General features: G+C 40.0%; 17 protein-coding genes and 5 pseudogenes. 14 read left to right on the top strand and 8 right to left on the bottom strand.

Annotated elements, in window-relative coordinates; all coding sequences use genetic code 11:
* Positions 1-15: 15 nt before the first annotated feature.
* Positions 16-1,302, top strand: coding sequence for a kynureninase (gene kynU, locus F9802_RS19145; protein ID WP_152154697.1), 1,287 nt, complete (start codon positions 16-18; stop codon positions 1,300-1,302).
* A gap of 125 nt (positions 1,303-1,427) precedes the next feature.
* Here kynU and F9802_RS19140 read toward each other — a convergent pair whose 3' ends face one another.
* Complete coding sequence (locus tag F9802_RS19140; RefSeq protein WP_152154696.1) at positions 1,428-1,562, bottom strand: YpzI family protein; 135 nt, start codon at positions 1,560-1,562, stop codon at positions 1,428-1,430.
* A 188-nt stretch (positions 1,563-1,750) separates the two neighbouring features.
* Between F9802_RS19140 and F9802_RS19135 the strand changes: the two genes are divergently transcribed.
* The 3 genes from F9802_RS19135 to F9802_RS19125 all read left to right on the top strand — a co-directional run bounded on the left by F9802_RS19135 (position 1,751) and on the right by F9802_RS19125 (position 3,675).
* A complete protein-coding gene (locus F9802_RS19135; RefSeq protein ID WP_152154695.1) occupies positions 1,751-1,930 on the top strand; it encodes a YjzC family protein in 180 nt (59 codons plus the stop codon).
* A 90-nt stretch (positions 1,931-2,020) separates the two neighbouring features.
* On the top strand, positions 2,021-2,182 hold the full coding sequence (gene sspK / locus F9802_RS19130; RefSeq protein ID WP_152154694.1) for a small, acid-soluble spore protein K: 162 nt from the start codon (positions 2,021-2,023) through the stop codon (positions 2,180-2,182).
* Between the two features lie 704 nt (positions 2,183-2,886).
* Entirely contained in the window at positions 2,887-3,675 is a 789-nt protein-coding gene (locus F9802_RS19125; protein ID WP_152154693.1) for an enoyl-CoA hydratase/isomerase family protein, read from the top strand.
* 312 nt (positions 3,676-3,987) lie between these two features.
* Here F9802_RS19125 and F9802_RS19120 read toward each other — a convergent pair whose 3' ends face one another.
* Positions 3,988-4,866, bottom strand: coding sequence for a LysR family transcriptional regulator (locus F9802_RS19120; RefSeq protein ID WP_152154692.1), 879 nt, complete (start codon positions 4,864-4,866; stop codon positions 3,988-3,990).
* Positions 4,867-4,998: 132 nt separating this feature from the next.
* Between F9802_RS19120 and F9802_RS19115 the strand changes: the two genes are divergently transcribed.
* The 3 genes from F9802_RS19115 (at position 4,999) to fahA (ending at position 8,080) form a co-directional block, all read left to right on the top strand.
* Positions 4,999-5,700, top strand: a complete 702-nt coding sequence (locus F9802_RS19115) for a CoA transferase subunit A (protein WP_152154691.1) — start codon at positions 4,999-5,001, stop codon at positions 5,698-5,700.
* Positions 5,701-5,724: 24 nt separating this feature from the next.
* Entirely contained in the window at positions 5,725-6,378 is a 654-nt protein-coding gene (locus F9802_RS19110) for a 3-oxoacid CoA-transferase subunit B (protein ID WP_152154690.1), read from the top strand.
* Between the two features lie 427 nt (positions 6,379-6,805).
* On the top strand, positions 6,806-8,080 hold the full coding sequence (gene fahA, locus F9802_RS19105) for a fumarylacetoacetase (protein WP_152154689.1): 1,275 nt from the start codon (positions 6,806-6,808) through the stop codon (positions 8,078-8,080).
* A gap of 68 nt (positions 8,081-8,148) precedes the next feature.
* On the opposite strand, the pseudogene F9802_RS19100 reads toward fahA, so the two are convergent.
* Positions 8,149-8,325: pseudogene (locus F9802_RS19100) on the bottom strand (amino acid permease); the annotation flags it as partial.
* Positions 8,326-8,577: 252 nt separating this feature from the next.
* On the opposite strand from F9802_RS19100, the gene F9802_RS19095 reads away from it, so the two are divergent.
* The gene (locus tag F9802_RS19095; RefSeq protein WP_152154688.1) at positions 8,578-8,760 is read left to right on the top strand and encodes a hypothetical protein; all 183 of its coding nucleotides are present in this window, start codon (positions 8,578-8,580) and stop codon (positions 8,758-8,760) included.
* A 328-nt stretch (positions 8,761-9,088) separates the two neighbouring features.
* On the opposite strand, the gene F9802_RS19090 is transcribed toward F9802_RS19095, so the two are convergent.
* The 3 genes from F9802_RS19090 to F9802_RS19080 are packed head-to-tail and all read right to left on the bottom strand — an operon-like array spanning position 9,089 to position 13,531.
* A complete protein-coding gene (locus F9802_RS19090) occupies positions 9,089-10,600 on the bottom strand; it encodes a sodium:solute symporter family protein (RefSeq protein WP_152154687.1) in 1,512 nt (503 codons plus the stop codon).
* The gene (locus F9802_RS19085; RefSeq protein ID WP_152154686.1) at positions 10,593-12,221 is read right to left on the bottom strand and encodes an amidohydrolase; all 1,629 of its coding nucleotides are present in this window, start codon (positions 12,219-12,221) and stop codon (positions 10,593-10,595) included. Before F9802_RS19085 ends, F9802_RS19090 begins: the two co-directional genes overlap by 8 nt.
* A 56-nt stretch (positions 12,222-12,277) precedes the next feature.
* Positions 12,278-13,531: a Zn-dependent hydrolase gene (locus F9802_RS19080; protein ID WP_152154685.1), complete on the bottom strand. Its 1,254-nt coding sequence runs from the start codon at positions 13,529-13,531 to the stop codon at positions 12,278-12,280.
* A 289-nt stretch (positions 13,532-13,820) separates the two neighbouring features.
* On the opposite strand from F9802_RS19080, the pseudogene F9802_RS20310 reads away from it, so the two are divergent.
* From F9802_RS20310 to F9802_RS19055, 6 genes and pseudogenes are all read left to right on the top strand, one after another.
* A pseudogene (locus tag F9802_RS20310) lies at positions 13,821-14,183 on the top strand (PAS domain-containing protein); the annotation flags it as partial.
* Positions 14,184-14,240: 57 nt separating this feature from the next.
* The gene (locus F9802_RS19075) at positions 14,241-15,230 is read left to right on the top strand and encodes a sigma-54 interaction domain-containing protein (protein WP_404799239.1); all 990 of its coding nucleotides are present in this window, start codon (positions 14,241-14,243) and stop codon (positions 15,228-15,230) included.
* 158 nt (positions 15,231-15,388) lie between these two features.
* Positions 15,389-15,571, top strand: a pseudogene (locus F9802_RS19070) (GntR family transcriptional regulator); the annotation flags it as partial.
* Positions 15,572-15,850: 279 nt separating this feature from the next.
* A complete protein-coding gene (locus F9802_RS19065; RefSeq protein ID WP_152154682.1) occupies positions 15,851-17,218 on the top strand; it encodes a sigma-54 interaction domain-containing protein in 1,368 nt (455 codons plus the stop codon).
* 102 nt (positions 17,219-17,320) lie between these two features.
* Positions 17,321-18,313 (top strand): agmatinase, encoded by a 993-nt coding sequence (gene speB, locus F9802_RS19060; protein WP_152154681.1) that lies wholly within the window; start codon positions 17,321-17,323, stop codon positions 18,311-18,313.
* A gap of 103 nt (positions 18,314-18,416) precedes the next feature.
* Positions 18,417-19,901: a YjiH family protein gene (locus tag F9802_RS19055; RefSeq protein WP_225435411.1), complete on the top strand. Its 1,485-nt coding sequence runs from the start codon at positions 18,417-18,419 to the stop codon at positions 19,899-19,901.
* Between the two features lie 1,097 nt (positions 19,902-20,998).
* Here the strand turns inward: F9802_RS19055 and F9802_RS19045 are convergent.
* Positions 20,999-22,456, bottom strand: a pseudogene (locus F9802_RS19045) (BCCT family transporter); the annotation flags it as partial.
* Between the two features lie 267 nt (positions 22,457-22,723).
* Positions 22,724-22,993: pseudogene (locus F9802_RS19040) on the bottom strand (ring-cleaving dioxygenase); the annotation flags it as partial.

The raw sequence follows: 22,993 nt of genomic DNA, 5'->3' as shown, positions 1-22,993 counted from the left end.
GGAGGAGATGACCAAATGCAAGAAAACACATTTGATTCTTCTTATGATTATGCTTGTCAATTAGATAAAAAAGATGAATTAGCCTCTTTTCGAAATGAATTTTATATGAAAGAGGACATCATTTATCTTGATGGGAATTCATTAGGTTTATTATCAAAGCGGGCAGAAAAATCGTTATTGGAATTGCTGGATGCATGGAAGCAGTTTGGTATTGATGGGTGGATAGAAGGGAATTATCCTTGGTATGACTTATCTGAACGATTGGGAGGCATGCTGGCCCCGCTGATCGGTGCATCCCCTGAAGAAGTCATAGTGACCGGTTCCACTACAACTAATCTTCATCAGATGGCCGCCACATTTTACGAGCCAAAAGGTAAAAAGACAAAAATCCTTGCTGATGAGCTTACATTTCCTTCGGATATTTATGCACTGCAAAGTCAGATTAAAGTAAAAGGCTATGATCCGGACACTCATTTAGTCCAAGTAAAAAGCCGAGATGGGCGCACGATTGAAGAGAGCGATATTATTGATACGATGACAGAGGAGATTGCTTTAATCGTCTTGCCGAGCGTTTTGTACCGCAGCGGTCAAATTCTTAATATGAAGCGCCTAACAGAAGAAGCTCATAAACGCGGTATTTTAATTGGCTTTGATCTTTGTCATTCAATCGGCGCCATGACGCATCATTTTGCAGAATGGAACATTGACTTTGCGGTGTGGTGTAATTATAAATATTTGAATGCCGGACCAGGGAGTGTTGGCGGCTTATATGTGAATAAAAAACATTTCGGCCGGCGGCCAGGTCTGGCGGGCTGGTTTAGTTCCAAAAAAGAAAAACAATTCGACATGGAACATACATTAACACCTGCAGAAAATGCAGGAGCTTACCAAATTGGAACACCGCACGTATTAAGTATAGCACCGTTAATCGGCTCGCTTGAAATATTCGCCGAGGCCGGCATGGAGAATCTCCGCAAAAAATCATTGCATATGACACGATATATGATGGACCTCATTACACATGAGCTGAAGGATATGGGCTTTACACTCGGAAACCCAACCGATGACAGCAGACGCGGCGGACATATTTATTTAGAACATGAAGAAGCAGCACGTATTTGCAAGGCATTAAAAGTAAATGGAGTTATTCCTGATTTTCGGGCGCCAAACGGCATTCGTCTTGCTCCAGTTGCCCTTTATAATTCGTATGAAGATGTATGGAAATCCGTTCAATTATTGAAAAAAATTATGGCGGAACAACAGTACAAACAGTTTGAAAATAAACGTGGAATCATTGCTTAATTTTCATGTAATAGGTGAAACGGGAAGGCTTTTTTACTTCCCGTTTTTTACGAGGAAATACCAGTTTTTCATACGCAGCTGAAATGAATAGTTCTTTTATTTTAAGAAGTCAACCGGCATTTGTATTATTCATCTATGCTCTTACCTGCTTCTCCTTCTTTTTCAAACCTTGCCGCTCCTGGGTAATGTAGAGATTGATCGCGGTCTGACTCCACTTTTTTCTTGCTTTTAAGTTTTTTTTCTTGTCGATCTTTTCCCATTCTTATCACCTCCCTCTTTAAAGTTTCCAAGGGAGAGGTTTTTATGCTTATTTCTTCTGAAAATCGGAGACCTCTTCTTCTTGCTTTTTTGTATGTCAAAATAAAAAGGTAAGCAACGAAAAACCATTCATAAACTGGATTGAAATCGGAAAGAATAAAAAAGCAACCATCAAAAAGGGGTGAGCACTGTGGGGCAAAGCCATCAATTTAAACCTGGACAAAAGGCGCCGAACAATGGAGCCTATGTGGAAATTGGCGAAACTGGAAGCACGGTAAACAATCCAAAGAAAGTGAAGCTAGAAGCAGGAGATAAGTTCCCTGAGACAACAAATCACAATCGCGTTTGGATGTACCAGCGCAAACCGTAAGCACTTAAAAATCATCATACTTTTGTTTCTTTTACTCATACTAGAAATACGCGGAAACGTGCACTTCTACTACGTGTCTGGAGGAATAAAATGAGAAATAAAGCGAAAGGTTTCGCGCCTAATAATATGAATGATGAAGCTGGAGAAGCACGGGCTAAAGCTAAGTATGCTTCCAAGCGGGCAGACGGTACAACCAATACACATCCTCAGGAACGCATGAAAGCTTCAAGTGAAAGAACTGAAAACACTTGAGCAGAAAACAGCTTCTTTAGCCAGCCATTATCGGCTGGCTATTTTCGTTACAGCAACTGAGAAATGTCTGCAAATCGGCGTAAGCCGACTGTAATTTTGTTTTGACGGACTGTAAGTGTGGGTTATCTGACTATAAAATACTGATAACTGACTGCAAATCGTGAATGATTGATTGCAAACGGAGTTGTGCACAGGTTCTTAGCATTTACGCACGGATAGGACGACTTTATGCACGGGAATCGTTGAAATACGCACAGCAAATAAAATTATGCGCCGGTCACCGAGCTTTGTGCACGAGTTATACGAGTTTCTGCACGAAAACGACCAAAATATGCACACCGCTTAATGAACAAACAAAGAAGCCGTTTGAGACAACAGCTTCTCTTTTTTTATGGAAATTATTCATAATTAAATTAATGATTAAAATTTGAATCGCGATGGAACTTAATAGGGGGAAGAAATGATTCATAAACGAATCAATTGACTGTGAACTAGAGCAAAACACAGCAGTTTTCCCAGTTTAATTATTGGCATGCTAGTTGCAGGGAGATAAATAGATAATGAGAAACATTGATACAGAAAGCATGATGTTAAAAGGTTTGTTATTAAATGAAGGTGATTCCACATAAAGCTTACATAGGAGTTGAAATTTCGTTTTTTTGTAAAGCAGCGGATAACGATAATGACAATTGAGGAGGAAGGACATGGGGGAGCTTAACATTGATACACAGAACGGGGTTAGAATGTTGACATTAAACCGTCCTGAGAGGCTAAACGCGATAAATCCTGCACTTAGTTTGCAAGTAGAACGTGCTTTGACAGAAGCATCTATGGATGATGAAGTGCGTGTCGTCGTAATTACCGGGGCAGGGCGCGGTTTTTGTTCAGGTCTTGATTTGATGAAAGGGAAAAGCGAAGAGTCAACGCCAGTCACCCGGTACGAACGGTTAGATGAGCTGCGGTGGGTTGGCCGTCAGGCACTGGGAATTGTTCAGTGTGATAAACCGGTTATTGCCGCTATAAACGGAATAGCAGCCGGCGCAGGCCTTTCACTGGCTTTAGCATGCGATCTGCGCTTTATGAGTGAAGAGGCGCGAGTAACTGCAGGGTATATTCGCCGCGCATTGAGCCCGGACGGTGGAATGAGTTATTTCTTGCCAAGACTTGTCGGACAGGCAAAAGCAGCCGAAATCATTTTTACAGGCCGAGAGATAACGTCTGATGAAGCCGAACGAATCGGGCTCGTTAACGGTGTGTTTCCTGCCGCTGAATTACATGATCGAGTGTTGACATTTGCTAAGGATCTGGCTGAGGGTCCGCCGATTGCCCTCACACTTTCCAAACGATTGTTGGCCGCAAGCTCGGATTCCGATTTGGAAACATCATTGAAACATGAGTTGACAGCTATTAAAACGTGCTTTGAAACGAAAGATGCAGCGGAAGGAATACAAGCATTCACAGAAAAGCGTAAGCCGATTTTTCGAGGAGAGTAGTTGAAGAAAAACGAATCGTTTAAGAATGAGAAAAGTGAATAAATAATGGCATAGGTTTTACAGAAAGGGAAAGAAAGCTTGCGATACGGGCCTTCTTTCCCTTTTCTATTAAGGAGATTGCTGTAATCAAGAGGGCAGCCGTTCAATCCCTTATAGGATGTTCACTTTATCCTCTACCTCGGTTATTTGTCATTATCATCACGCGTTGATGGCTTTCCTGCCAAGGCAGTGAATCTTTGAAAAATAAAATGCTTTCAATCATAATCAAACTAATTAACACCGGTACACCAGACTGAATCACAATTTTCGAAATCACTTTTCCCTTTCAAGCATGTTCAATAGTTCTTTTAATGCGAAAGAGTGGTAGGCGTCTTTTTTTGTGATGATGCCGAGTTTCCAAAGGAGGGTGGAGTTTTTGATCGGAACAATTTTAACATTGCTATTTGTTTGTTTAGAATAAATGGATTTAGGCAAAAGGGTGACGCCAAGGTTAGATGAAACGAGCTCAATGATCAAATCCCATTGTGAACTTTGATAGGAAACAATCGGGTGAAAGCCCACTTCTTCGCATGCCTTGATAACATAGTCATGCAAGGTAAAGTCTTCTGAAAACAGGATGAATTTTTCATCTTGTAGTTCGCTTAAAGACACGGCCTTTTTTTTAGACAGTGTATGGTCTTCATGAACGTATAAAACAAATTCATCTTCAATAAAAGGATAAATATTAAATTTTACTTGACTAGCTGGCAGGACGACAATACCAAGATCTATTTGTCCGTTTTCAACAAGCTTGCCAATCAGCTTCGCGCCGAGTTCAACTAGTTCGAGTGACACGTTGGGATATTGATTGTGGAAATGGCGGGCAATATCCGGAAAAAACAGCGTGCCAATGAGTGGAGGGATGCCGATCTTTATTTCTCCAGCGGCAATGTTCATGAGTTCATCTAAAAGAATATTTAACTCAGATAATGAGGCGAGCGCTTTTTGACCTTGTTGGTAGACGATTTTCCCGGCATCAGTCAAGTGCAAGTGTCGTGTTGAGCGGTCAAACAGTTCAACGTGCAGTTCTTCTTCGAGTTTTTTGACAGCTTTACTTAAAGAAGGCTGTGACAAGTAAGAATGGGCGGCAGCTTTCGTGAAACTTTGATAATCGGCTACTTTGATAAATGATTTTAAGTCCCGTAATTCCATGATCTGCTCCTATTTATTCTTTATTTTTATAAAGTGTATTCTTTTTATGTATTTTACTTATAAAATAGGAAACTGTAAACTTTTTATAAGAACAAAAATCAGAATTTTGGAATTACTAAAAGGAGGATTTTTATGAAAAAAAGTAAAGTAATGACCTCATTCAACGAGGCGGTTCAAGATATTAAGGATGGCTCTACACTAATTGTCGGCGGATTCGGCCTTTGTGGTATTCCTGAACTGGCCATTCAAGCGCTTCAAGAGCAGGGGACGAAAAATTTAACAGTCGTCAGCAATAACTGCGGAGTGGATGACTGGGGACTTGGTCTGCTGTTAGCGAACCGTCAAATAAAAAAAATGGTGTCTTCGTATGTTGGTGAAAATAAAATATTTGAACAACAATATTTGAACGGTGAACTAGAAGTGGAATTGACACCTCAAGGCACACTTGCCGAACGGATCCGGGCTGGCGGCGCAGGTATCCCGGGATTTTATACAATGACAGGTGTCGGCACGCCAATCGCGGAAGGAAAAGAAACGAAGGAGTTTGATGGGAAAACATATCTTTTGGAACGCGGCATTGTCGGGGATTTCGCCCTTGTCAAAGCGTGGAAAGCGGATACACTCGGCAACCTAGTGTACCGAAAAACGTCCCGCAACTTTAATCCACTTGCAGCAGCAGCAGGGAAAATTACCATTGCGGAAGTCGAAGAAATTGTGGAACCGGGCGAACTAAATCCTGATGAAATTCATACACCGGGCATTTACGTGCAGCGGCTGCTGCTCGGAACGAATTATCAAAAACGAATTGAGCGCCGGACAGTTGTACAAGCATAACTAAAAAGAATGGAGTGGTTTAAGATGAAAGACACGCGTCTTGTAATTGTAAAAAGAGCGGTTCAAGAAATTGAAGATGGTATGAATGTCAACCTTGGCATTGGGATGCCGACACTCGTTGCGAATGAAATCCCCGCAAGCTTTAATGTCCTGCTTCAGTCAGAAAACGGTTTGCTTGGCATCGGTCCCTATCCGGTCGATGGTGAAGAAGATCCTGATTTAATTAATGCTGGAAAAGAAACAATTACGACTGTTCCAGGTTCTTCTTTTTTTGACAGCGCGGAATCATTCGCGATGATCCGCGGCGGTCATATTGACCTGGCGATTCTCGGCGGTATGGAAGTATCTGAACGCGGTGATCTTGCCAACTGGATGATTCCTGGGAAAATGGTGAAAGGAATGGGCGGCGCAATGGACCTTGTCAATGGAGCAAAACGGGTTGTCGTCATTATGGATCATGTGAACAAACATGGTGAATCGAAAATAAAAAAAGACTGTACGCTGCCGCTTACCGGACAAAGAGTGGTGCATCGGTTAATTACTGATCTTGCTGTATTTGATTTTACGCCAGAAGGCATGGTGCTTGTCGATACACAAGAAGGCGTGACAATAGAAGAAGTGAAAGAAAAAACAGCAGCAAATTTTACAGTGGCTCCGGAACTTGCAGCTGCAAAATAGGCTGTGCCATTATGATCGAAGTAAGCGGTCAGTAACTGAATATATATTTTGTCATGAAAGGCGTCTCTTTTTCTTGAGCCGCCTTTTTTGTTTGTCGTAACCAAAAAGCAGTGATCTAAGCAATTATTGCTGCTTATAATCGGTATCTTGAAGCAAAAAAGTATTGGTAAAATAAATAATAAGGATATTTTAATTTTTTAATGAAAACGGTTGCAATTATTAGAATATTTATTATATAATGAATTTGCAACCATTCCATAATACTCACTGGATAACCTATGAGGAAGGGATTTAAGCCCGATCTCAAAAAAGTAGGCTAAGAACCAGTAGTAAGGTAAGTTCTGAGAAACAGATTTTTTCGTTTCTTTGCAACTTTCTTTGCTGCTGGTTTTTGGTTTTTCATTTTTATAAATAAGGAGGCAGCACATTGATACGTTCATTTATTGAAGTGGATTCTGAATCTCACTTTCCGATACAAAATCTTCCGTATGGTGTTTTCAAGCCTACAGAAAAGAATGAAGAGCCGCGCGTAGGCGTGGCGATCGGCGAATATGTTCTAGATTTATCAGCTTTAGATGACGCGGGGCATTTTAGCAGCACCGCTGTCCATCAGACAAAAGTTTTTCATCAAAGTTCTTTAAATTCTTTTATGAAAATGGGAAGAGAAACGTGGAAAGCAGTCCGTGAAGTGATCCAGCGTTTGCTGAGGGAAGATGAGCCAGTTCTTCGCGATAATCCTCCACTTCGTGATCGAGCTTTTTTCCTTCAAAAAGAAGTGAACATGTTCCTGCCAGTTGAAATTGGAGATTATACGGATTTTTACGCTTCCAAAGAACATGCCACGAATGTAGGAATCATGTTTCGTGGTAAAGACAATGCGTTAATGCCGAATTGGAGTCATTTGCCTGTTGGCTACCATGGCCGCGCTAGTTCAGTTGTCGTGAGCGGCACGGATATTTATCGTCCTCAAGGCCAAATTAAGCCTCCTGATGCATCAGCACCGATGTTTTCAGCGTGCCGTCAATTAGATTTTGAATTGGAAATGGGCTGCTTTATTGGTTCCGGCAATCAGCTTGGGCAGCCGATTCCTGTTGATCAAGCAGAAGAGCACGCTTTTGGCATGGTGCTAGTCAATGACTGGAGCGCTCGTGACATTCAGGCTTGGGAATACCAGCCTCTTGGCCCGTTTCTTGCTAAAAATTTTGCTACATCGATTTCACCATGGGTCATTCCTTTTGAAGCATTGGAGCCGTTCCGTGTATCAGGGCCCGAACAGAATCCGAAGCCGCTGCCTTATCTCCGAACTGACAAACCCGGTTCCTTTAACATCAACTTGGAAGTGTACTTAAAAGGGAAAAACATGCAAGAAGCCCAGCGCTTATCAGCGAGCAATTATCGTTATCTTTACTGGAGCATTGCCCAGCAAATTGCCCATCATACGATTACAGGGTGCAATTTAAATGCGGGAGATTTGCTTGCTTCAGGAACGATCAGCGGCCCGGAAAAAGAAGAACGCGGCAGCATGATGGAGCTGGCATGGCGTGGGGCGGAACCAATCCAACTTCGAGATGGAGAACGGCGAGTGTGGCTGGAGGACGGAGACGAACTGGCTATGACCGGCTGGGGCCAAGGGGACGGGTTCAGAATTGGTTTCGGTGAGGTAACAGGACGGATTCTGTCGGCTCAACAGATTAACAAATAAAAAAGTGAGAGTTCGGCTTCTAAGATGAGCTGACAAAGCGAGCATCATTTTTTTAAAGAATTCCTCATAATAACAAAAATTGTCAAAATATAAAAAAGAAGGATTCGCCAAAATACAGAGTTAATCGCTTTTGGGATCGTCTTTTCTGGATGTTCGCTCTCACCAGCAGCTATTCCCAGTAATTCTGTACCTTGAAATGAGAAGCCCGCTGCCATGAAGACTCCAAGGATTGCAAAGAACCCCCCCGTTGAATGGTGCATCTTCAATGGTTAATTTTGTTGTTTCACCATCTTCTTGGTATGGAAAATATAACACCGTATGATTTTATGGAAAAAGAATATAGCTAATAAGGAAGCAGCCTAAAAAAGGCTGTTTTCTTTTATCGTCATGTGTATTGCTATCGCCGGATTCATAGGCGTGTAGGAGTTTTTCTGTACCAACAGTATTGTTTAACATAACTTTTCTTTTGAATTTAAAACTAAAGGGTGGGAAATGATATGGGAAAATGGAATGAAGAAGCAGCACCTAATAATAACTTGACATCTACCGAAATACAAAGCGCAATGAGGGTTGATAATTGGCAGAACGTGGAATTCGCAGAAGAGCTTGCGGATGGCGGGGAAAGAAATGAACGATTTAAAAAACAAAAATACAAAAAACGCCAAAACAATTTAAGATGAATAAGAAATGATGCATACACTACTTCTTAATTGAAGTGGTGTTTTTTTTAAGAGGAAGGCAAGCATGAGTAAGTAAGCCAGGAACAGGCAACATACGCATTGAGTTGAATGTATTTAATAAAGAAGATGAACAAAAAGAGCAGGCTATTTTGCTATTTATTTGTCAATCGTAATAACATCCAAAAAGGAGTAGGAATGCTTACCCAACTCCTTTAAAAAGAATTAAAACAATGCAAAGAGCTATTCTAATATAAGTACAGCAAAATAGGGAAAAACCCATCCCATGAGTTTACTCACTGGACGGGTTTAATGTTTTATTTACATTAAATTACACGTTTTTTATACTTGTCTTGTCTTTAAGAATGCTTTGCTCGTAAAGTTCATCGCTTGAACCAAGGTTATTACCGTATGACATATCTTCAATAAGTTTCGTGTTTTGCGGCTGAGTGACAAGGGTTGCAACGATAATAGTCAGCGTAGATATGAGTAATCCCGGAAATACTTGATGAACGCCAAACGGCTGTCCGGCGATTTGCCAAATAACCGTTGTTAGTAGGCCTGCCCATATGGACCAAGTACCCGCTGTTTCGCTGACTCTTTTAAATAACATACCAGCGATAAAAGGAACGAGTAAACCCGACGTAAGCATTGCCGTACCGGCTACCCATAATGGAACGAGCTGAGGTATGGCCAGTGACATCACTAGAGCAATGACAGAAAGTATGATAACGGATAAGCGGCTGTATTGAAGCATTTTTTGGTCATTTGTTACTTTGAAATAAGGTTTAATGATATCGTTCGCAATACTGGAAGCTCCAGCCATGAAAAAGGAATCGGCACAAGAAACGATTGTGGCAACGAGTGCAATGACCATAATAACGATCATAGGTACTGGCATCGTTTGGCTAACTACTTGGTAGAAAATTAGGGCTGGCTGCTCTGTTTGAATGTTTAATCCTAAGGACGAGAAGACGCCAGTCAAAACAATGAACACACCGGTTACAAGACCGATAATTAGTGCAAGCCAGTTACTATTAACAGCAACTTTATCTGTTTTGGCTGCCCAAACACGCTGCCAGTTATCTTGACGAACGAATTGGTAGGCACCTAGTGTAAAAATAAATACCAAAATACTAACGGTTGAAATGCCGAATACATCAACTAACTGTGGCTGGTTGATCGCCATGGCATTTTCTTTAACTGTATTCCAACCACCTGAAAGAGAATAGACGGTGACAAATAGGATGATGATGCCTAGCGTCTGAATTGTGCCTTGAATAGAATCGGCCCAAATAACCGCTTTTAATCCGCCGATATAGGTTTTTAAAGTAAGGAATAAGCATCCGATAATAATGCCTGCTGTTGTATTTAAGCCAAACATTAAATTTAAAAAAGTAGCGATAGCGATAAATTGTAACCCAGTAATAGAGGCGTAAGCGACCAATATGCATAATAGCGCAGGCATGCGTGCTTTTTCTCCGTAACGAAGGGCAATATAGTCTGGGAGAGTGACTAGTTTGTATTTTGTTCCTAGACTGCGAATCGGCTTTAAAAAGAAAACGATCCATATAGCACTTACAATGTATACAGGGAAAACGAGCCAAAGCATGCCAAGCCCTCCGCTATAAGCGTCACCCATAAACCCAAGCAGACTTGCTCCTCCAGTTGCCGTACCGACAATAGATAGAATCATGGGGAATGTAGGGATCGAGCGTCCGGCTACGTTGTAGTCATCGGATGTTTTTACTCCCTTAAAAAAATAGAATGAGTGGGCAAGAATAGCAAGAGAATAAAGAAAAACCGCTATTAAAATGATGGACTTAATATTTGGATCAAACATAGAAATATCTCTCCTCTCTCGTTCTTTTAAAAACCGTTTCTCCTTCGATCATAGTAAGTAAAACTTGAACGTCCTTGATTTTTTCAGCATCTATAGCAAAAGGATCCTGGTCGAGCACAATTAAGTCTGCATATTTGCCGATAGAAAGTGACCCTATAATTTGTTCGTCAAATCCACTGTAAGCAGCATCCACCGTATAAGATTTAATAGCATCTGCTACTGGAATAGCTTCTTTCGTTCCGAGTTGTTGCCCACCTATTGTCTTCCGTGTGACAGCGGCATAAATTCCGAAAAATGGGTTGCCGTAACATACCGGCATATCGGAATTGCCTGGCGCTTTAATGCCATGTTTTTTAAAGGAGGCATGAGGAAAAACTCTTTCCGCCCGTTCTTCACCTAAATTGTTTAAATAGCTATCGCCGATGGAGTAGATAAATCCAATAGAAGAAGCGGCAATAATGCCATGAGAAGCAAGCTGTGTTAAATGATTTTCAGTCGCTAATGCGCAATGTTCAATTCGGTGCCGCATAAGTTTGTTCGTTTCGGGCGTCCCAGCTTGTTTGATCGCTTCAAGCGCCATATTAATCGCGCGCTCGCCAATACCATGAATAGAGACACGCAGGTTATTTTTCACGGCTCGAATAATATGCTCATTTAGTCTCTCATGTGACATATATAAAATGCCCCGATTTTCTCCATCATTGACGTAAGGTTCTGATACAGCAGCCGTTCTTCCACCGACACTGCCATCCAGCATATATTTTAACCCCTGTATGTTCAGCCGGTCATTACCGTAACCGCTTTCAATCCCGAGCGCTAATACTTCGTCTTCAATACCGTTCCACCCCATCTGGCTGATTGCCCAAAGCCAAAGCCGGACTTTTAGCCGAAAGTTTTCTTCCTTTTGCAGTTGTTGATACACAATCATTTCTTCTTTTTTAACAGCCATTTCGTGGACAGTCGTAATACCCCATTCGTAAAAATGTTGTTGAGCTTGCATCATTGCTTGCTTCAGCTGATCGATCGTTAACGTCGGTATGGTGAATTCCGACATAGCATTTTCCTGAATAAGTCCGCTCAGCTGACCAGTCTCATGGTTTTTGTGAAAATGACCTCCGTCTGGATCAACCGGGTTTTCAGAGAGTCCGCTTTTCTCAAAAGCCTTTCGGTTCACTACGGCGTTATGGACGCATGTTCGCTTAAGAAAAACGGGGTGATTAGGAGCAGCTGCGCTTAATTCTTCAATAGTAGGAAACCTTTTTTCCTTTAACTTACTATCATCCCAGCCCATGCCGAGAATCCATTCACCCTCCGGTAATTCTTCTGCTTTTTTTCTCACAGCTGCTAGTATACTATCAATGGTCGGAGTAACTTCAGCGCGCAAATCAAGTTCCAGCAAATTGGCGGCATAATGCAGAGGGTGCGCATGGCTTTCAACTAATCCTGGCAAAATGGCTTTCCCTTTAATATCGAGCATGTTTGTCTGTGGACCGCCATACTGGTCGGCTTCTTCGTCGAACGCGACGATTTTTCCATTTTTTATCGCCAGTTTCGATGCAGTAGGCTGTGTTTCATCCATAGTGTAAATGGTGGCGTTGTAGAGAATAAGATCAGCGTACATGTTTTCCTCCTTTAATTAAAAGTTCCTGTGTATTTAATACGTTCATTCTTCACTTTTTAATGAGCATGCACTTTTTCTGCTGCTAATTTACTCACAACGTGTAAAAGTACATTGGCTCCTTTTTCGATAGCTTCCTGTTTCGTAAACTCTTCCTGACAATGGCTTTTTCCGTCGACGCTAGGGACGAAAATCATCGCAGTTGGAGCAATTTCATTCATATATTTGGCGTCATGACCTGCGCCGCTAATCATTTTTTGATGACTGTAGCTTAATTGTTCCGCACTCTCTGAAATTAAATGGATAAGCTCAGAAGAAAAATGGCTGGCCGGCGTTTCCCAAATTTGATTGATTTCGATATGAACTTGTTCTGTAACGGCAATAATACTAATTTTTTGTTGCACTAATTCAAGTAATTGTTCTCTCACGGCATCAACCGAATGTCGAATGTCGATAGAGAAAACAACTTCCCCCGGAACACAATTAATCGAATGTGGCGATAAATCTACACGACCGACAGTAGCGGTGGCTTCATTATCATGGTTTTTAATTGTTTCTTGAATTTCAATCATCATTTTAGCGGCAGCCATAAGAGCATCTTTGCGCATAGTCATCGGTGTTGGACCTGCATGATCGGCTTGTCCAGTGACCTTCACTTCAAGCCAGTTCATTCCTTGGATTCCTGTGACTACACCAATATCCAACTCTTTGCGTTCAAGTACAGGCCCTTGTTCAATGTGAAGTTCAAGAAAGCTGTGAATATTTGCCGCGCGATTATCTTTAGATCCATGATAACCGATGCGTTTCAGTTCATCTAAGAAAAGTTCTCCATATTTGTCTTGGCGGGTAAAAATAAAGTCTTCACTAAAAACGCCAGTCAGGCCTCCGGCTCCTAGAATAGGAGGTTCAAAGCGTGCACCTTCTTCATTTGTAAAACAAACGAGTTCGATAGGTCTTTCTAATTCCATTTGATTTTCATTTAGAACCTTAAGCACTTCCAGCCCTGATAAAACCCCGAGTATTCCATCATACCGTCCGCCCTCAGGCTGAGTGTCGAGGTGAGAACCAATCAGAACAGCGGAGGCATCGAGATTTTTCCCTTCTTTTCTTCCGTAAATATTGCCGAAATCATCCACTCTAACATTCAAACCTGCACTTTCCAGCCATTGAATGTACAAATCACGCATGTTTTTATCTTCATCGGTGAGCGCAAGCCGGCAAATTCCGCCGCCGTCAAGCTGACCAATTTTCGCACTTTCTTCGATCGTGCTCATAAGCCGTTCAATATTAATAAACAGAGTTTGTTCCGTCATATAACTTAGCAGCTCCTTTTCAATGATACTTTTTATTAGCATTTTTCGTGCCAATTTTTTTTCCGTTTTTTATTAGTATCAGTAGGTTTAAAGCTATTTTTTGTCCATAAGTTACTTTTTTATAATGAAAGCGACTCAAAAGAATATAAGTTTAATTCGAATTAGACTCAAAAAACCCTTTCAACTATAATGTATTTTCTTTCTTTTAAGTCTTGATTCGATATAGACTCGAAGATGTGTTAAAATATTATAAAAATTAAAAATATTAAAGTTAAAAAGGTGATTTAAAATGGAAAAGATGAAAAAAATATTCGATAACGCGTATTTTACTAATATTCTTAACGCGATTTCAGACGGTATTTTAATCGCTGATGGAAAAGGAGAAGTGCTTTGGCTGAATAGGGCATGTGAAAACCTGGCTAACACTTCACGCTCAAAAGTGATCGGGCAAACTGCTGATATTTTGGAGAAGCAGGGGGTTTTTATGCCGTCTGTGACCAAGATGGTATTAAATAAACAAAATACGGTAAGTACAGTGCAGTTAACAGATCAAAACCGCAAGTATATTACTTCAGGCCATCCGATCAAAAATGAACAAGGAAAAATTGAATTAATCGTCGCTCACGCACGAGATATCACAGAAATCGTCCGTACTAATTCACAGCTGGAAGAAGCGCAGGCACTGCTAAAAAGATATACACAAGAAATAATGAAGATCCGGTATGAAAATGACCTTGCTGCGTCTGAACATTTTTTTATGGGAAAAAGTCCAGCCTATTTAACATTAATAAACATGGTAGATAAAATTGCTTCAACGGAAACAACGGTTCTTATTACTGGAGAAACGGGTGTCGGTAAAAACGTAATTGCCAATCGAATTCATCAATTAAGCGAGCGCAGTCACGAACCATTTGTTGAAATTAACTGTGGAGCAATACCAGAAACACTAATAGAATCAGAACTGTTTGGCTATAAAAAAGGGGCATTTACCGGAGCAAATTCGGGAGGGAAAGCCGGATTAATCAAAATGGCTGACAAAGGCACTTTATTTCTCGATGAAATTGGAGAGCTTCCGATTCATTTGCAAGCAAAGTTACTGCAATTCATACAACATAAAAAATTTCTTCCTATTGGAGGAACAGAGCATCAAATGGCCAATGTAAGAATTATTGCCGCTACCAACAATGACTTGCTGCAGCAAGTCCAAGAAGGGAAGTTCCGTTCCGATTTGTTTTATAGACTAAACGTATTGCCAATCAGGGTACCCTCAGTTAAAGAAAGAAAAATGGATATTATTGATTTGTTGCAGTTTAACTTAGAGAAATACAATAAAAAGCATAAGCGGCACTGCAGGTTATCTTCCGACGTAATGAATCGTTTACAAAGCTACGACTGGCCAGGAAATATTCGTGAATTGGAAAACCTCGTGGAGCGGCTGGTGATTATTGCAGCACATGATGAAATTCGTTTGGAGGATTTACCTTCTCATCTACAAACACAAGAGAAACTAGTATTTAATCTCAACAAGTATGAAAAGGGGAAATCATTAACCGATATTCTAGAAACAATTGAACGAGAAATCATCGAAGAAGCCTATTCTGAATTCAAGACAACGAGAAAAACGGCAGAAGAGCTGGGAATAACACAATCGTTACTGATGAGACGCGTTAGAAAGTATAAAATGAAGCTTCGGGAATGAGTGTATTTTTGGAATAGATAGTAAGAAAAAAGAGGAATAGAGTTTTTCTTTAATTATGACGTATTAACAACCGCTGGAATATACACCGATATATTCACAAGGAAAGGAATTAATCAACTTTTTAACAGCCCATGAATAAAAAAAGCTCAGCTCGTTAATTGAGAAACGAGCTTTTTTCTTTTTTTATTAATTATATTAAAAAGGAAATTGACTTCCACCATTTAACAGCGGGTACAAAATTACCTACCATCCGTCAGCTGTCTCAATACTTAGGAGTAAGCAAAAATACAATCGAGCAGGCGTACCAGCAGCTCATTGCAGAAGGATATATGGAGAAAATATTTAAATGAAACCATGATAATTTATTTATAAAATCAAAGAGGTCTTCCTAAAATGGAGGGCTTTCTTCGTTATGTCCGCTAATGTTTTTTGATCCCACTGCTGTACATTCAAGAATTTGAAGTTTTTGAACTACAATCCAATTCTTTTTTAAATAATTTATCTGAGATTATTACGGATCTGTCTTGAAATTTTTTTCGATTCCTACTTGTTGATAAAATAGTTTGTATTTTCAGTCATTTTTGAATAGTATATAGTCAATAGTGAATAGGGGGTAAAACATGAATTTAAAAAGAGACGCTTCTATACTTTTTAAGCATATTTTAGAACATTCTTTTGATGAAATCTTTATTGCTGACTCTTTGGGGAATATTTTATACACGAGTAAATCTACGGAAAAAATGTTTGGTCTGCCATTTGGGGAAATCATCCATCAAAATATTTTCCATTTGGAAAAGGAAGGAGTTTTTTCTCCCTCTGTCACTGCAAATGTGTTAAGAAATAAAAAAGAAGAAACTCTTATTCAAGAAACTATGTACAATAGGAAATTAATTATCTCTGGCTATCCCATTTTTGATGAAAAAGGAGTTTTAATAGGAGCGCTTAGTTTTTCTAGAGATATCACGGAATTTGAGTATTTAAAAAAAGAAAATGAGCAGGTCGCAAAAGCAATGCAGTTATATCAAGAAGAAATCGCAACATTAAAAAGCCAGGCTGCTCAGCCATTTTACTTAAAGAGTGGGAAAATGGAAAAAGTGCTTGATATCGTGTCTAAAGTAGCCGGTTTGGGAGTTACCGTATTACTAGAAGGTGAGTCCGGCGTCGGTAAAAACCGAATCGCTCAAATGATTCATCAAATATCACTAAGAAAAAATCATCCTTTCATTGAAGTGAACTGCGGCGCCATACCCGAATCATTAATTGAGTCAGAACTATTTGGGTACGAGGAAGGTGCGTTTACGGGTGCAAGAAAGGGAGGGAAAAAAGGATATTTTGAAACGGCAATGGAAGGAACGTTATTTCTCGATGAAATTGGTGAGCTGCCAATGAATCTTCAAGTGAAATTATTATCCGTTTTGCAAAACCAATCCTTTATGAGAGTTGGCGGGAGTAAAAGAATTGAAATGAAATGCAGAATCATTTGTGCTACTAATCAAAACTTAGAAGAAATGATCAAACATAAGCAATTTAGAGAAGACCTTTATTATCGAATCAATGTAGTCAAGATTGTGATCCCTCCTCTTAGAGAGCGAAGAGAAGAAATTATTTCTTTAATTTTCGAAATTACTGAGGAAATGAACACAAAGTATGGGATGAATAAACATTTTACCCCGGCTATGATTGCTTGGCTCAGTCAACAAGAGTGGCCGGGAAATGTGAGAGAATTGCGGAACTTCATTGAAAAAACGATTGTAACAACAAGTGAAAATGAAATTGATTTCCAAATCAGTGATGATCCAACAAATAAAGAGCGGCCCAAAGAGTCGGTAGAAGAAATGACTTTGCAAGAGTATATGGAAATGATCGAAAAAGAGTTCATTACACGTATGTACCAGAAATATCCCAGCAGCATTAAACTTGGTGAAAAACTAGGCATCAGCCAATCAACTGCTAATCGAAAAATTCAGAAATACGTAGAGGAACGTTAGTCAATAGTGACTACAAAACCTTTGTTATCGTCTTATTTTAGGTTGGCATGAAGTTTGCATTTATAGGAGTGAGAACAAAAACATACTAAGGAGGCAATATTCATGTCAAATCCTAATGAAAAACAATTTCTTAATCTGCCTTTTACGGGAATCTGCACTTTTGGAAAATATCCTATTTGTGCTGATCTTGACCAGCTTGATGCAGACGTAGCAGTCATTGGCGTTCCAAACGATATGGGAACTCAGTGGAAGTCAGGCGCAAGAATGGGGCCAAGGGGGATACGTGAAGGTTCCACACTATATAGCTTTGGATTAGAAGGTGCCTATGATATTGAAAAAGATATGATGTATTTAGGTCCTAAATGGAAAGTAGTTGATTGTGGCGATGTAGACATGGTTCATGGAGATATTATGCAGTGCCATGACAACACGGAAGAGGCGATTCGAAAAATTGTTTCTAAAGGGGCAATGCCGATTATTCTAGGCGGCGATCACTCAATTACGGCTGCAGTTGGAAAAGGGTTAGAAGAATTAGGGCCTTTCCATGTCATTCAAATTGATGCGCATTTAGACTGGGCAGATCATCGCTCGGGAATGCGATATGGCCACGGAAGTTGCATACGCCGCCTATCTGAGATGGATCACGTTCAGAAGATTTTCCAGTTTGGTATTCGCGGCATTAGCAGCAGTAAGAAAGAAGATGTCGATGCTGCAAGAGAATATGGAAGCGTCATTTTATCTCCGCGCCAAATGAGAAAGATGGGCATTGAACAAGTATTGGAACAAATTCCAGCTGGCGAAAAATATTATATTACGATGGATATTGATGGTTTAGATCCATCCATCGCTCCTGCAACAGGAACACCTTCTCCTGGCGGCCTGCTTTATGATGAGGTCAATGAATTGTTGGAAGGCATTGCGAAAAGGGGACAAGTCATTGGCTTTGATATGGTCGAAGTAGCCCCTCCATATGATCATGCAGGTATAACAGGACAAGTGGCAGCACGGCTTTCATTGGATTTACTCAGTTTTGTTTTAAAAGAAAAAGAGAATGCAGAAGAAAGCGGTATGGAAAAAGAAGAAATTCTCTCGTAGTCTATGAAAAAGCAACTGGTATTTGAAGAGAAAGATTTATATAGAAATATGTATTTCTATATAAATCTTTTTATTAAATGCTAAAAATCTTGGAGGTGATTATATGAATGGAGGCACAGTCCGAGTAGATGAGAGTAAGGTAAATCCCGATATTGAGATGGTAAGGACAGAGATGCCGGATCGAGATGATCCAAGCTATGTTGATTACATTACCTTAACTAAGGAACAGTACAAAATCGGTCTGCTTAAATCTATCTTTTTTACAGCGATAGCCGTACTAGTTTTTTTCGTTCCGTTAAGTATTAATGGAAAAAACGATATATTATTTGGTTATATTTATAATTACTTCGTTAACTTGTTTGGAAATTTTGGTTTGTGGATTGTAATGTTATTAATGATAGGTAATACTCTAGGAAGTTTTTATGGGAAATACGTGGCTGGTAAGGATTCTTTCTTTCATGATTATTACGGTCACGACTCCGTTCTTCACCCTTTTTTGTATCTTTTAGGAACATTCTATACTGTTATTTACACCCTTCATGTAAACGTTGCTCAATTTACAGGCCCAGAATGGATTGTAGGGAGTGGTACGGGAGGAACTGTTATTCCTAGTATTGTTCTTGGGGTACTTTGGATTATTATCGTCGGTGCTTTCTTTATGCCTTTCCTTCTGAATTATGGAGGAATTGATTTTGTGGGCTCAATTTTAGAGCCGATCATGAGACCTGTTTTTAAAGTGCCTGGAAAAAGTGCGATTGATGCGATTGCTTCATTCGTCACCTCCTCGTCTATGGCTGTCATCATTACAAGCAAACTATACCGAATGAATGTCTACACGAAAAGAGAAGCGGCCACCATCGCTACCTCCTTTAGTGCTGTCAGTGTAGGGTTTGCTTTATTAGTTATTAATACGGCGGGCTTAGGTGATCATTTTTTAAAAACGTACTTTTCAGCTCTGTTAATTACATTCATCATTTCGATCATTATGGTTAGAATCCCGCCTCTTTCTAAAAAGCCGAATGTTTATTCAAGCGGCAAAGTCCAAACCGATGAAGAGCGGGCCGGAGAAGCAAAGTTTGAGCGTGGAATTGTCAAAAGAGGACTAGATCGTGCAGCGAAACGCGCCTATACAGCAGAAAGCATATTTAAGGAAATCTTTTTGAGCTTAAAAGACGGATTTTTCGTCATTCCGAAAGTTCTTACTTTATTAGCCGCTGCTGGAATTTCAGGTTTGATTGTTGCCGAATATACACCATTTTTCCAGTGGATTGGACAAGTTTTTGTTCCATTGCTGCAAATACTAGGGGTGCCTAGTGCGCAAGAAATTGCTCCCTCCATTCCGGTCGGGTTTGCTGAAATGTTTTTACCAGTTCTTCTAATTGCTGATCAGGTAGATATGATAGAGATCGGGGCAAGATACTTTATTACAGTGATGTCGATGGTGCAAATTATTTTTCTTTCAGAAACGATTGTGGTGATGATGGCTACGAGGATGCCAGTTAAGTTTTGGGAACTAATTGTATGTTTCATGCAGCGCACGTTAATTGCAATGCCTATTGTTGCACTTTTCATGCATCTGCTTTTTTAGAAAATTTTATTAAAGTGCGAATTAAATTTTTTAAAAATTAAGAATACATTACTCGCCTCTATGTCTTATGTGTATTAATAAAATGTGGATGTAAAAGTGAAAGAAATATAAAAAGATTGGTAACATAGAATGCTTTGATTGTTTTGAATATAGATAGAGAATGACGGTTTTGAGGGAGCGCGCTTAATTGATTATAAAGTTAAACTCTTGTGTAAAAGGACAGGGAAGGGGGAGACCACTGTGACACCCTTTTCTGTCCTGTATTTGTGTTCGAAGAAAATTAAAAGACTTTGTAAAAGAAATTTCGAACAAAACAATGCAGAGCCTGATTTTGCTGTTATAAAAGTAAGAATGGATTTAACGAAAGACATGTACAAAACCCGAATTTTATTGATGTGAGCACAAATTATTATGCGTATAAAGAGATTGCCGCTGTTACAAATGCAGGTATTTTTCCGAGTATCGACTAAAATCAGCCGAATCGTTTCTTCTTTTCCATTCATACGAACTTTAATAGTGTCACCATCTACAACGCGGGTAACAGTAGCAGCAATCACTCCAGCAGGAAGAGTGCTGGCAGGCTGTGCTTCTTTCTCTTCTTCTTTTTTCTTTTTCTCTAATTCCTGTTCCTTTTCACTACAACAAGCTAAAAGTTTACATCCAACATCAAAAAAGTATTAAGTGTAAAAAGCTTCCTCAGATAATAAATCTCCTGTCGAATGAAGCAAATGTAATGTGATCATCGTAACTTTTATTTTATCATTAGGCAACGTGCATATTCTGGCGGTTCCTGCGCATAAATAGGCTTTGGACATGCAGAAAATTGTACAACTCGTGCACAAAGCCGGGTGACCGGTGCATAAGTTTATTTGCTGTGTACAATTCAACGATTCCCGTGCGTAAATGTCAATGACTTGTGCATAAGCTAGGCAGCGCCGCTTCACTTTGTTTATTTAAAAAAGGGCTCTTCCAAAAGCCTGTCAATCACCGACTTTTGGGAGAGTCCCACTTTTAGTGCATGAAATGATCATTTCGAATACGCAGTTCTAGAATGAGTACTTGGCAGCATTTTACACTGTCAGCCAGCCTGGATGGAATTAAGTTTCCTTCGGTTCCGCTTTCACTCTCTTTCGCTTTTTCCTTAAACGCTGCAAAATCTTTTTAGAGTCCAAATTGATTATTTTTGGCTCATATTGGTCTGATGCCTTGATATCACTTGTAGATGCCTTCATAAAAGGCCATGCCAACATAATCATAATGAAAAGCAATGGAAAGCCTCCAACAATACTTGCCGTTTGTAAGGTGGATAAACCTCCAATAAACATCAAAGTGAGTGGCATAATACATAGTGCGAACGCCCAGAATAGGCGATTCCAACGAAGTGGTTCATCTTCTACTTCCGATTGGACTACAGAAGCTAAAATGTAGGAACTGGAATCAAAAGTAGTCGCCAAGAAAATGACCGCCAGGATAGTGAAAATAAAAATGATAAATGGTGCCCACGGCAGTTGATTGAATACACTAATAATGGCTACTGGAGCCCCTTGGTTATTTAATATATCAATAACATCAAGCTGGCCAGTTAGTTGCATATGAAGCGCGAAATTCCCGATAATGCCAAAGAACAATAAACTACCGATCGAACCGTATATAACCGTCCCCAAAATCATTTGCTTAATGGTACGCCCTCTGGAGATCTTGGCTACGAACAAACCGACAAATGGTGCATAAACAAGCCACCATGCCCAATAGAAAACGGTCCAACTCTCTGGGAAGCCAGTTTGCTCAAATGGCCCTAGGTTGTTATACGGCTCTGTCCATGTACTCATGTGAAAGAAGTTATCTAAAATTAAACCAATACTATTTGTAGTTGTTTCAGTAATAAACCTTGTCGGCCCAAAAATAAAGACAAATGCCAACAGAAAGATGGCAAGCCATAAATTCCAGTCACTCAATACTTTAATGCCTTTACGCAATCCCGAATAAGCACTTATAGCAAAAATGGTTGTACAAACGATTAATATAATGACTTTTACTGTCATGGTTGGACTAATACCCGTAAGGCTTGAAACCCCTTGAGCGATCATCGGTGTCCCAAGCGCTAAGGTTGTACCAGCGCCGCCCATAAGACCAAACATGAACAAAATGTCTATAATTTTCCCAATGATTCCATCTGCGTACCTACCTATTAATGGACGGCATGCCTCACTGATTTTTAAGATAGGCTTTTTCCTTACATAATAAAAATAAGCCATCGGCAATGCTGGCAATGTATAAATCGCCCATGCGATCGGTCCCCAGTGAAAAATTCCATACGTGCTTGCCCATTGAATAGCTTCCTCTGTTCCAGCCTCGATCCCGAATGGTGGTGTTTGGTAGTAATACGCCCATTCAATCGTGCCCCAATACAAAATACTGGAGCCGATCCCAGCACAGAATAACATCGCAGCCCAGGAAAATGTTTTAAATTCCGGCTTTTCTCCTTCGTCTCCCAGCTTCACACGGCCATTATCGCTAAACGCTACATAAAGAAGGAAAAAGAATAAGCCTAAACCATCTAAATTATTTATCCTGTAAGCGAAATCTGAAATGAATTTAGTTAAAGAGAACTGTTTATTATACTAGGTTCTCTACTAAGCCCCTGTTCTTAAGGCACTAACTCTCCTTCAGTCAGAAATATTTTCATGGGCAACGGAAAAATGTGTAATAAAAAGAGAAGTGCGCTAACACTTCTCTTTACAACCTCTATCGTTAGGGTGATGGTTGTCAAAATTATTTGGTTTTCTGAGAACTTGAAGGACAGAGAATACAAAAGAATTCATTTATTCTTTAATGAATTCTTTTGTGCTTCTTACTGTATCAATCGGGCGAACTGATTGTTCAATTTCTTCACGTTTTGGTTCTAAGAATGGAGGTAAAGATAATTTTTCTCCAAGTGTTTCATAAGGTTCATCTCCCATAAATCCCGGACCGTCTGTTGCAAACTCAAATAAAATTTGTGGCGCAACTCTTGCGTACAAAGACTCAAAAAAGTGACGATCTACATACCCAGATGTTTGGAAGCCGAAACTTTCCATACGTTTAATCCACTC

The organism is Bacillus aerolatus (assembly GCF_009183655.1).
In the GTDB taxonomy this organism is placed as follows: domain Bacteria; phylum Bacillota; class Bacilli; order Bacillales; family Domibacillaceae; genus Pseudobacillus; species Pseudobacillus aerolatus.
This window is presented reverse-complemented; position numbering and strand designations above follow the sequence as displayed.

Excerpts from the sequence above, each read along its gene's own strand:
- kynU (WP_152154697.1), top strand. The coding sequence starts at position 16 with ATGCAAGAAAACACATTTGATTCTTCTTATGATTATGCTTGTCAATTA.
- F9802_RS19140 (WP_152154696.1), bottom strand. The coding sequence starts at position 1,562 with ATGGGAAAAGATCGACAAGAAAAAAAACTTAAAAGCAAGAAAAAAGTG.
- sspK (WP_152154694.1), top strand. The coding sequence starts at position 2,021 with ATGAGAAATAAAGCGAAAGGTTTCGCGCCTAATAATATGAATGATGAA.
- F9802_RS19125 (WP_152154693.1), top strand. The coding sequence starts at position 2,887 with ATGGGGGAGCTTAACATTGATACACAGAACGGGGTTAGAATGTTGACA.
- F9802_RS19120 (WP_152154692.1), bottom strand. The coding sequence starts at position 4,866 with ATGGAATTACGGGACTTAAAATCATTTATCAAAGTAGCCGATTATCAA.
- F9802_RS19115 (WP_152154691.1), top strand. The coding sequence starts at position 4,999 with ATGAAAAAAAGTAAAGTAATGACCTCATTCAACGAGGCGGTTCAAGAT.
- F9802_RS19110 (WP_152154690.1), top strand. The coding sequence starts at position 5,725 with ATGAAAGACACGCGTCTTGTAATTGTAAAAAGAGCGGTTCAAGAAATT.
- F9802_RS19095 (WP_152154688.1), top strand. The coding sequence starts at position 8,578 with ATGGGAAAATGGAATGAAGAAGCAGCACCTAATAATAACTTGACATCT.
- F9802_RS19090 (WP_152154687.1), bottom strand. The coding sequence starts at position 10,600 with ATGTTTGATCCAAATATTAAGTCCATCATTTTAATAGCGGTTTTTCTT.
- F9802_RS19085 (WP_152154686.1), bottom strand. The coding sequence starts at position 12,221 with ATGTACGCTGATCTTATTCTCTACAACGCCACCATTTACACTATGGAT.
- F9802_RS19080 (WP_152154685.1), bottom strand. The coding sequence starts at position 13,531 with ATGACGGAACAAACTCTGTTTATTAATATTGAACGGCTTATGAGCACG.
- F9802_RS19075 (WP_404799239.1), top strand. The coding sequence starts at position 14,241 with ATGAAGATCCGGTATGAAAATGACCTTGCTGCGTCTGAACATTTTTTT.
- F9802_RS19065 (WP_152154682.1), top strand. The coding sequence starts at position 15,851 with ATGAATTTAAAAAGAGACGCTTCTATACTTTTTAAGCATATTTTAGAA.
- speB (WP_152154681.1), top strand. The coding sequence starts at position 17,321 with ATGTCAAATCCTAATGAAAAACAATTTCTTAATCTGCCTTTTACGGGA.
- F9802_RS19055 (WP_225435411.1), top strand. The coding sequence starts at position 18,417 with ATGAATGGAGGCACAGTCCGAGTAGATGAGAGTAAGGTAAATCCCGAT.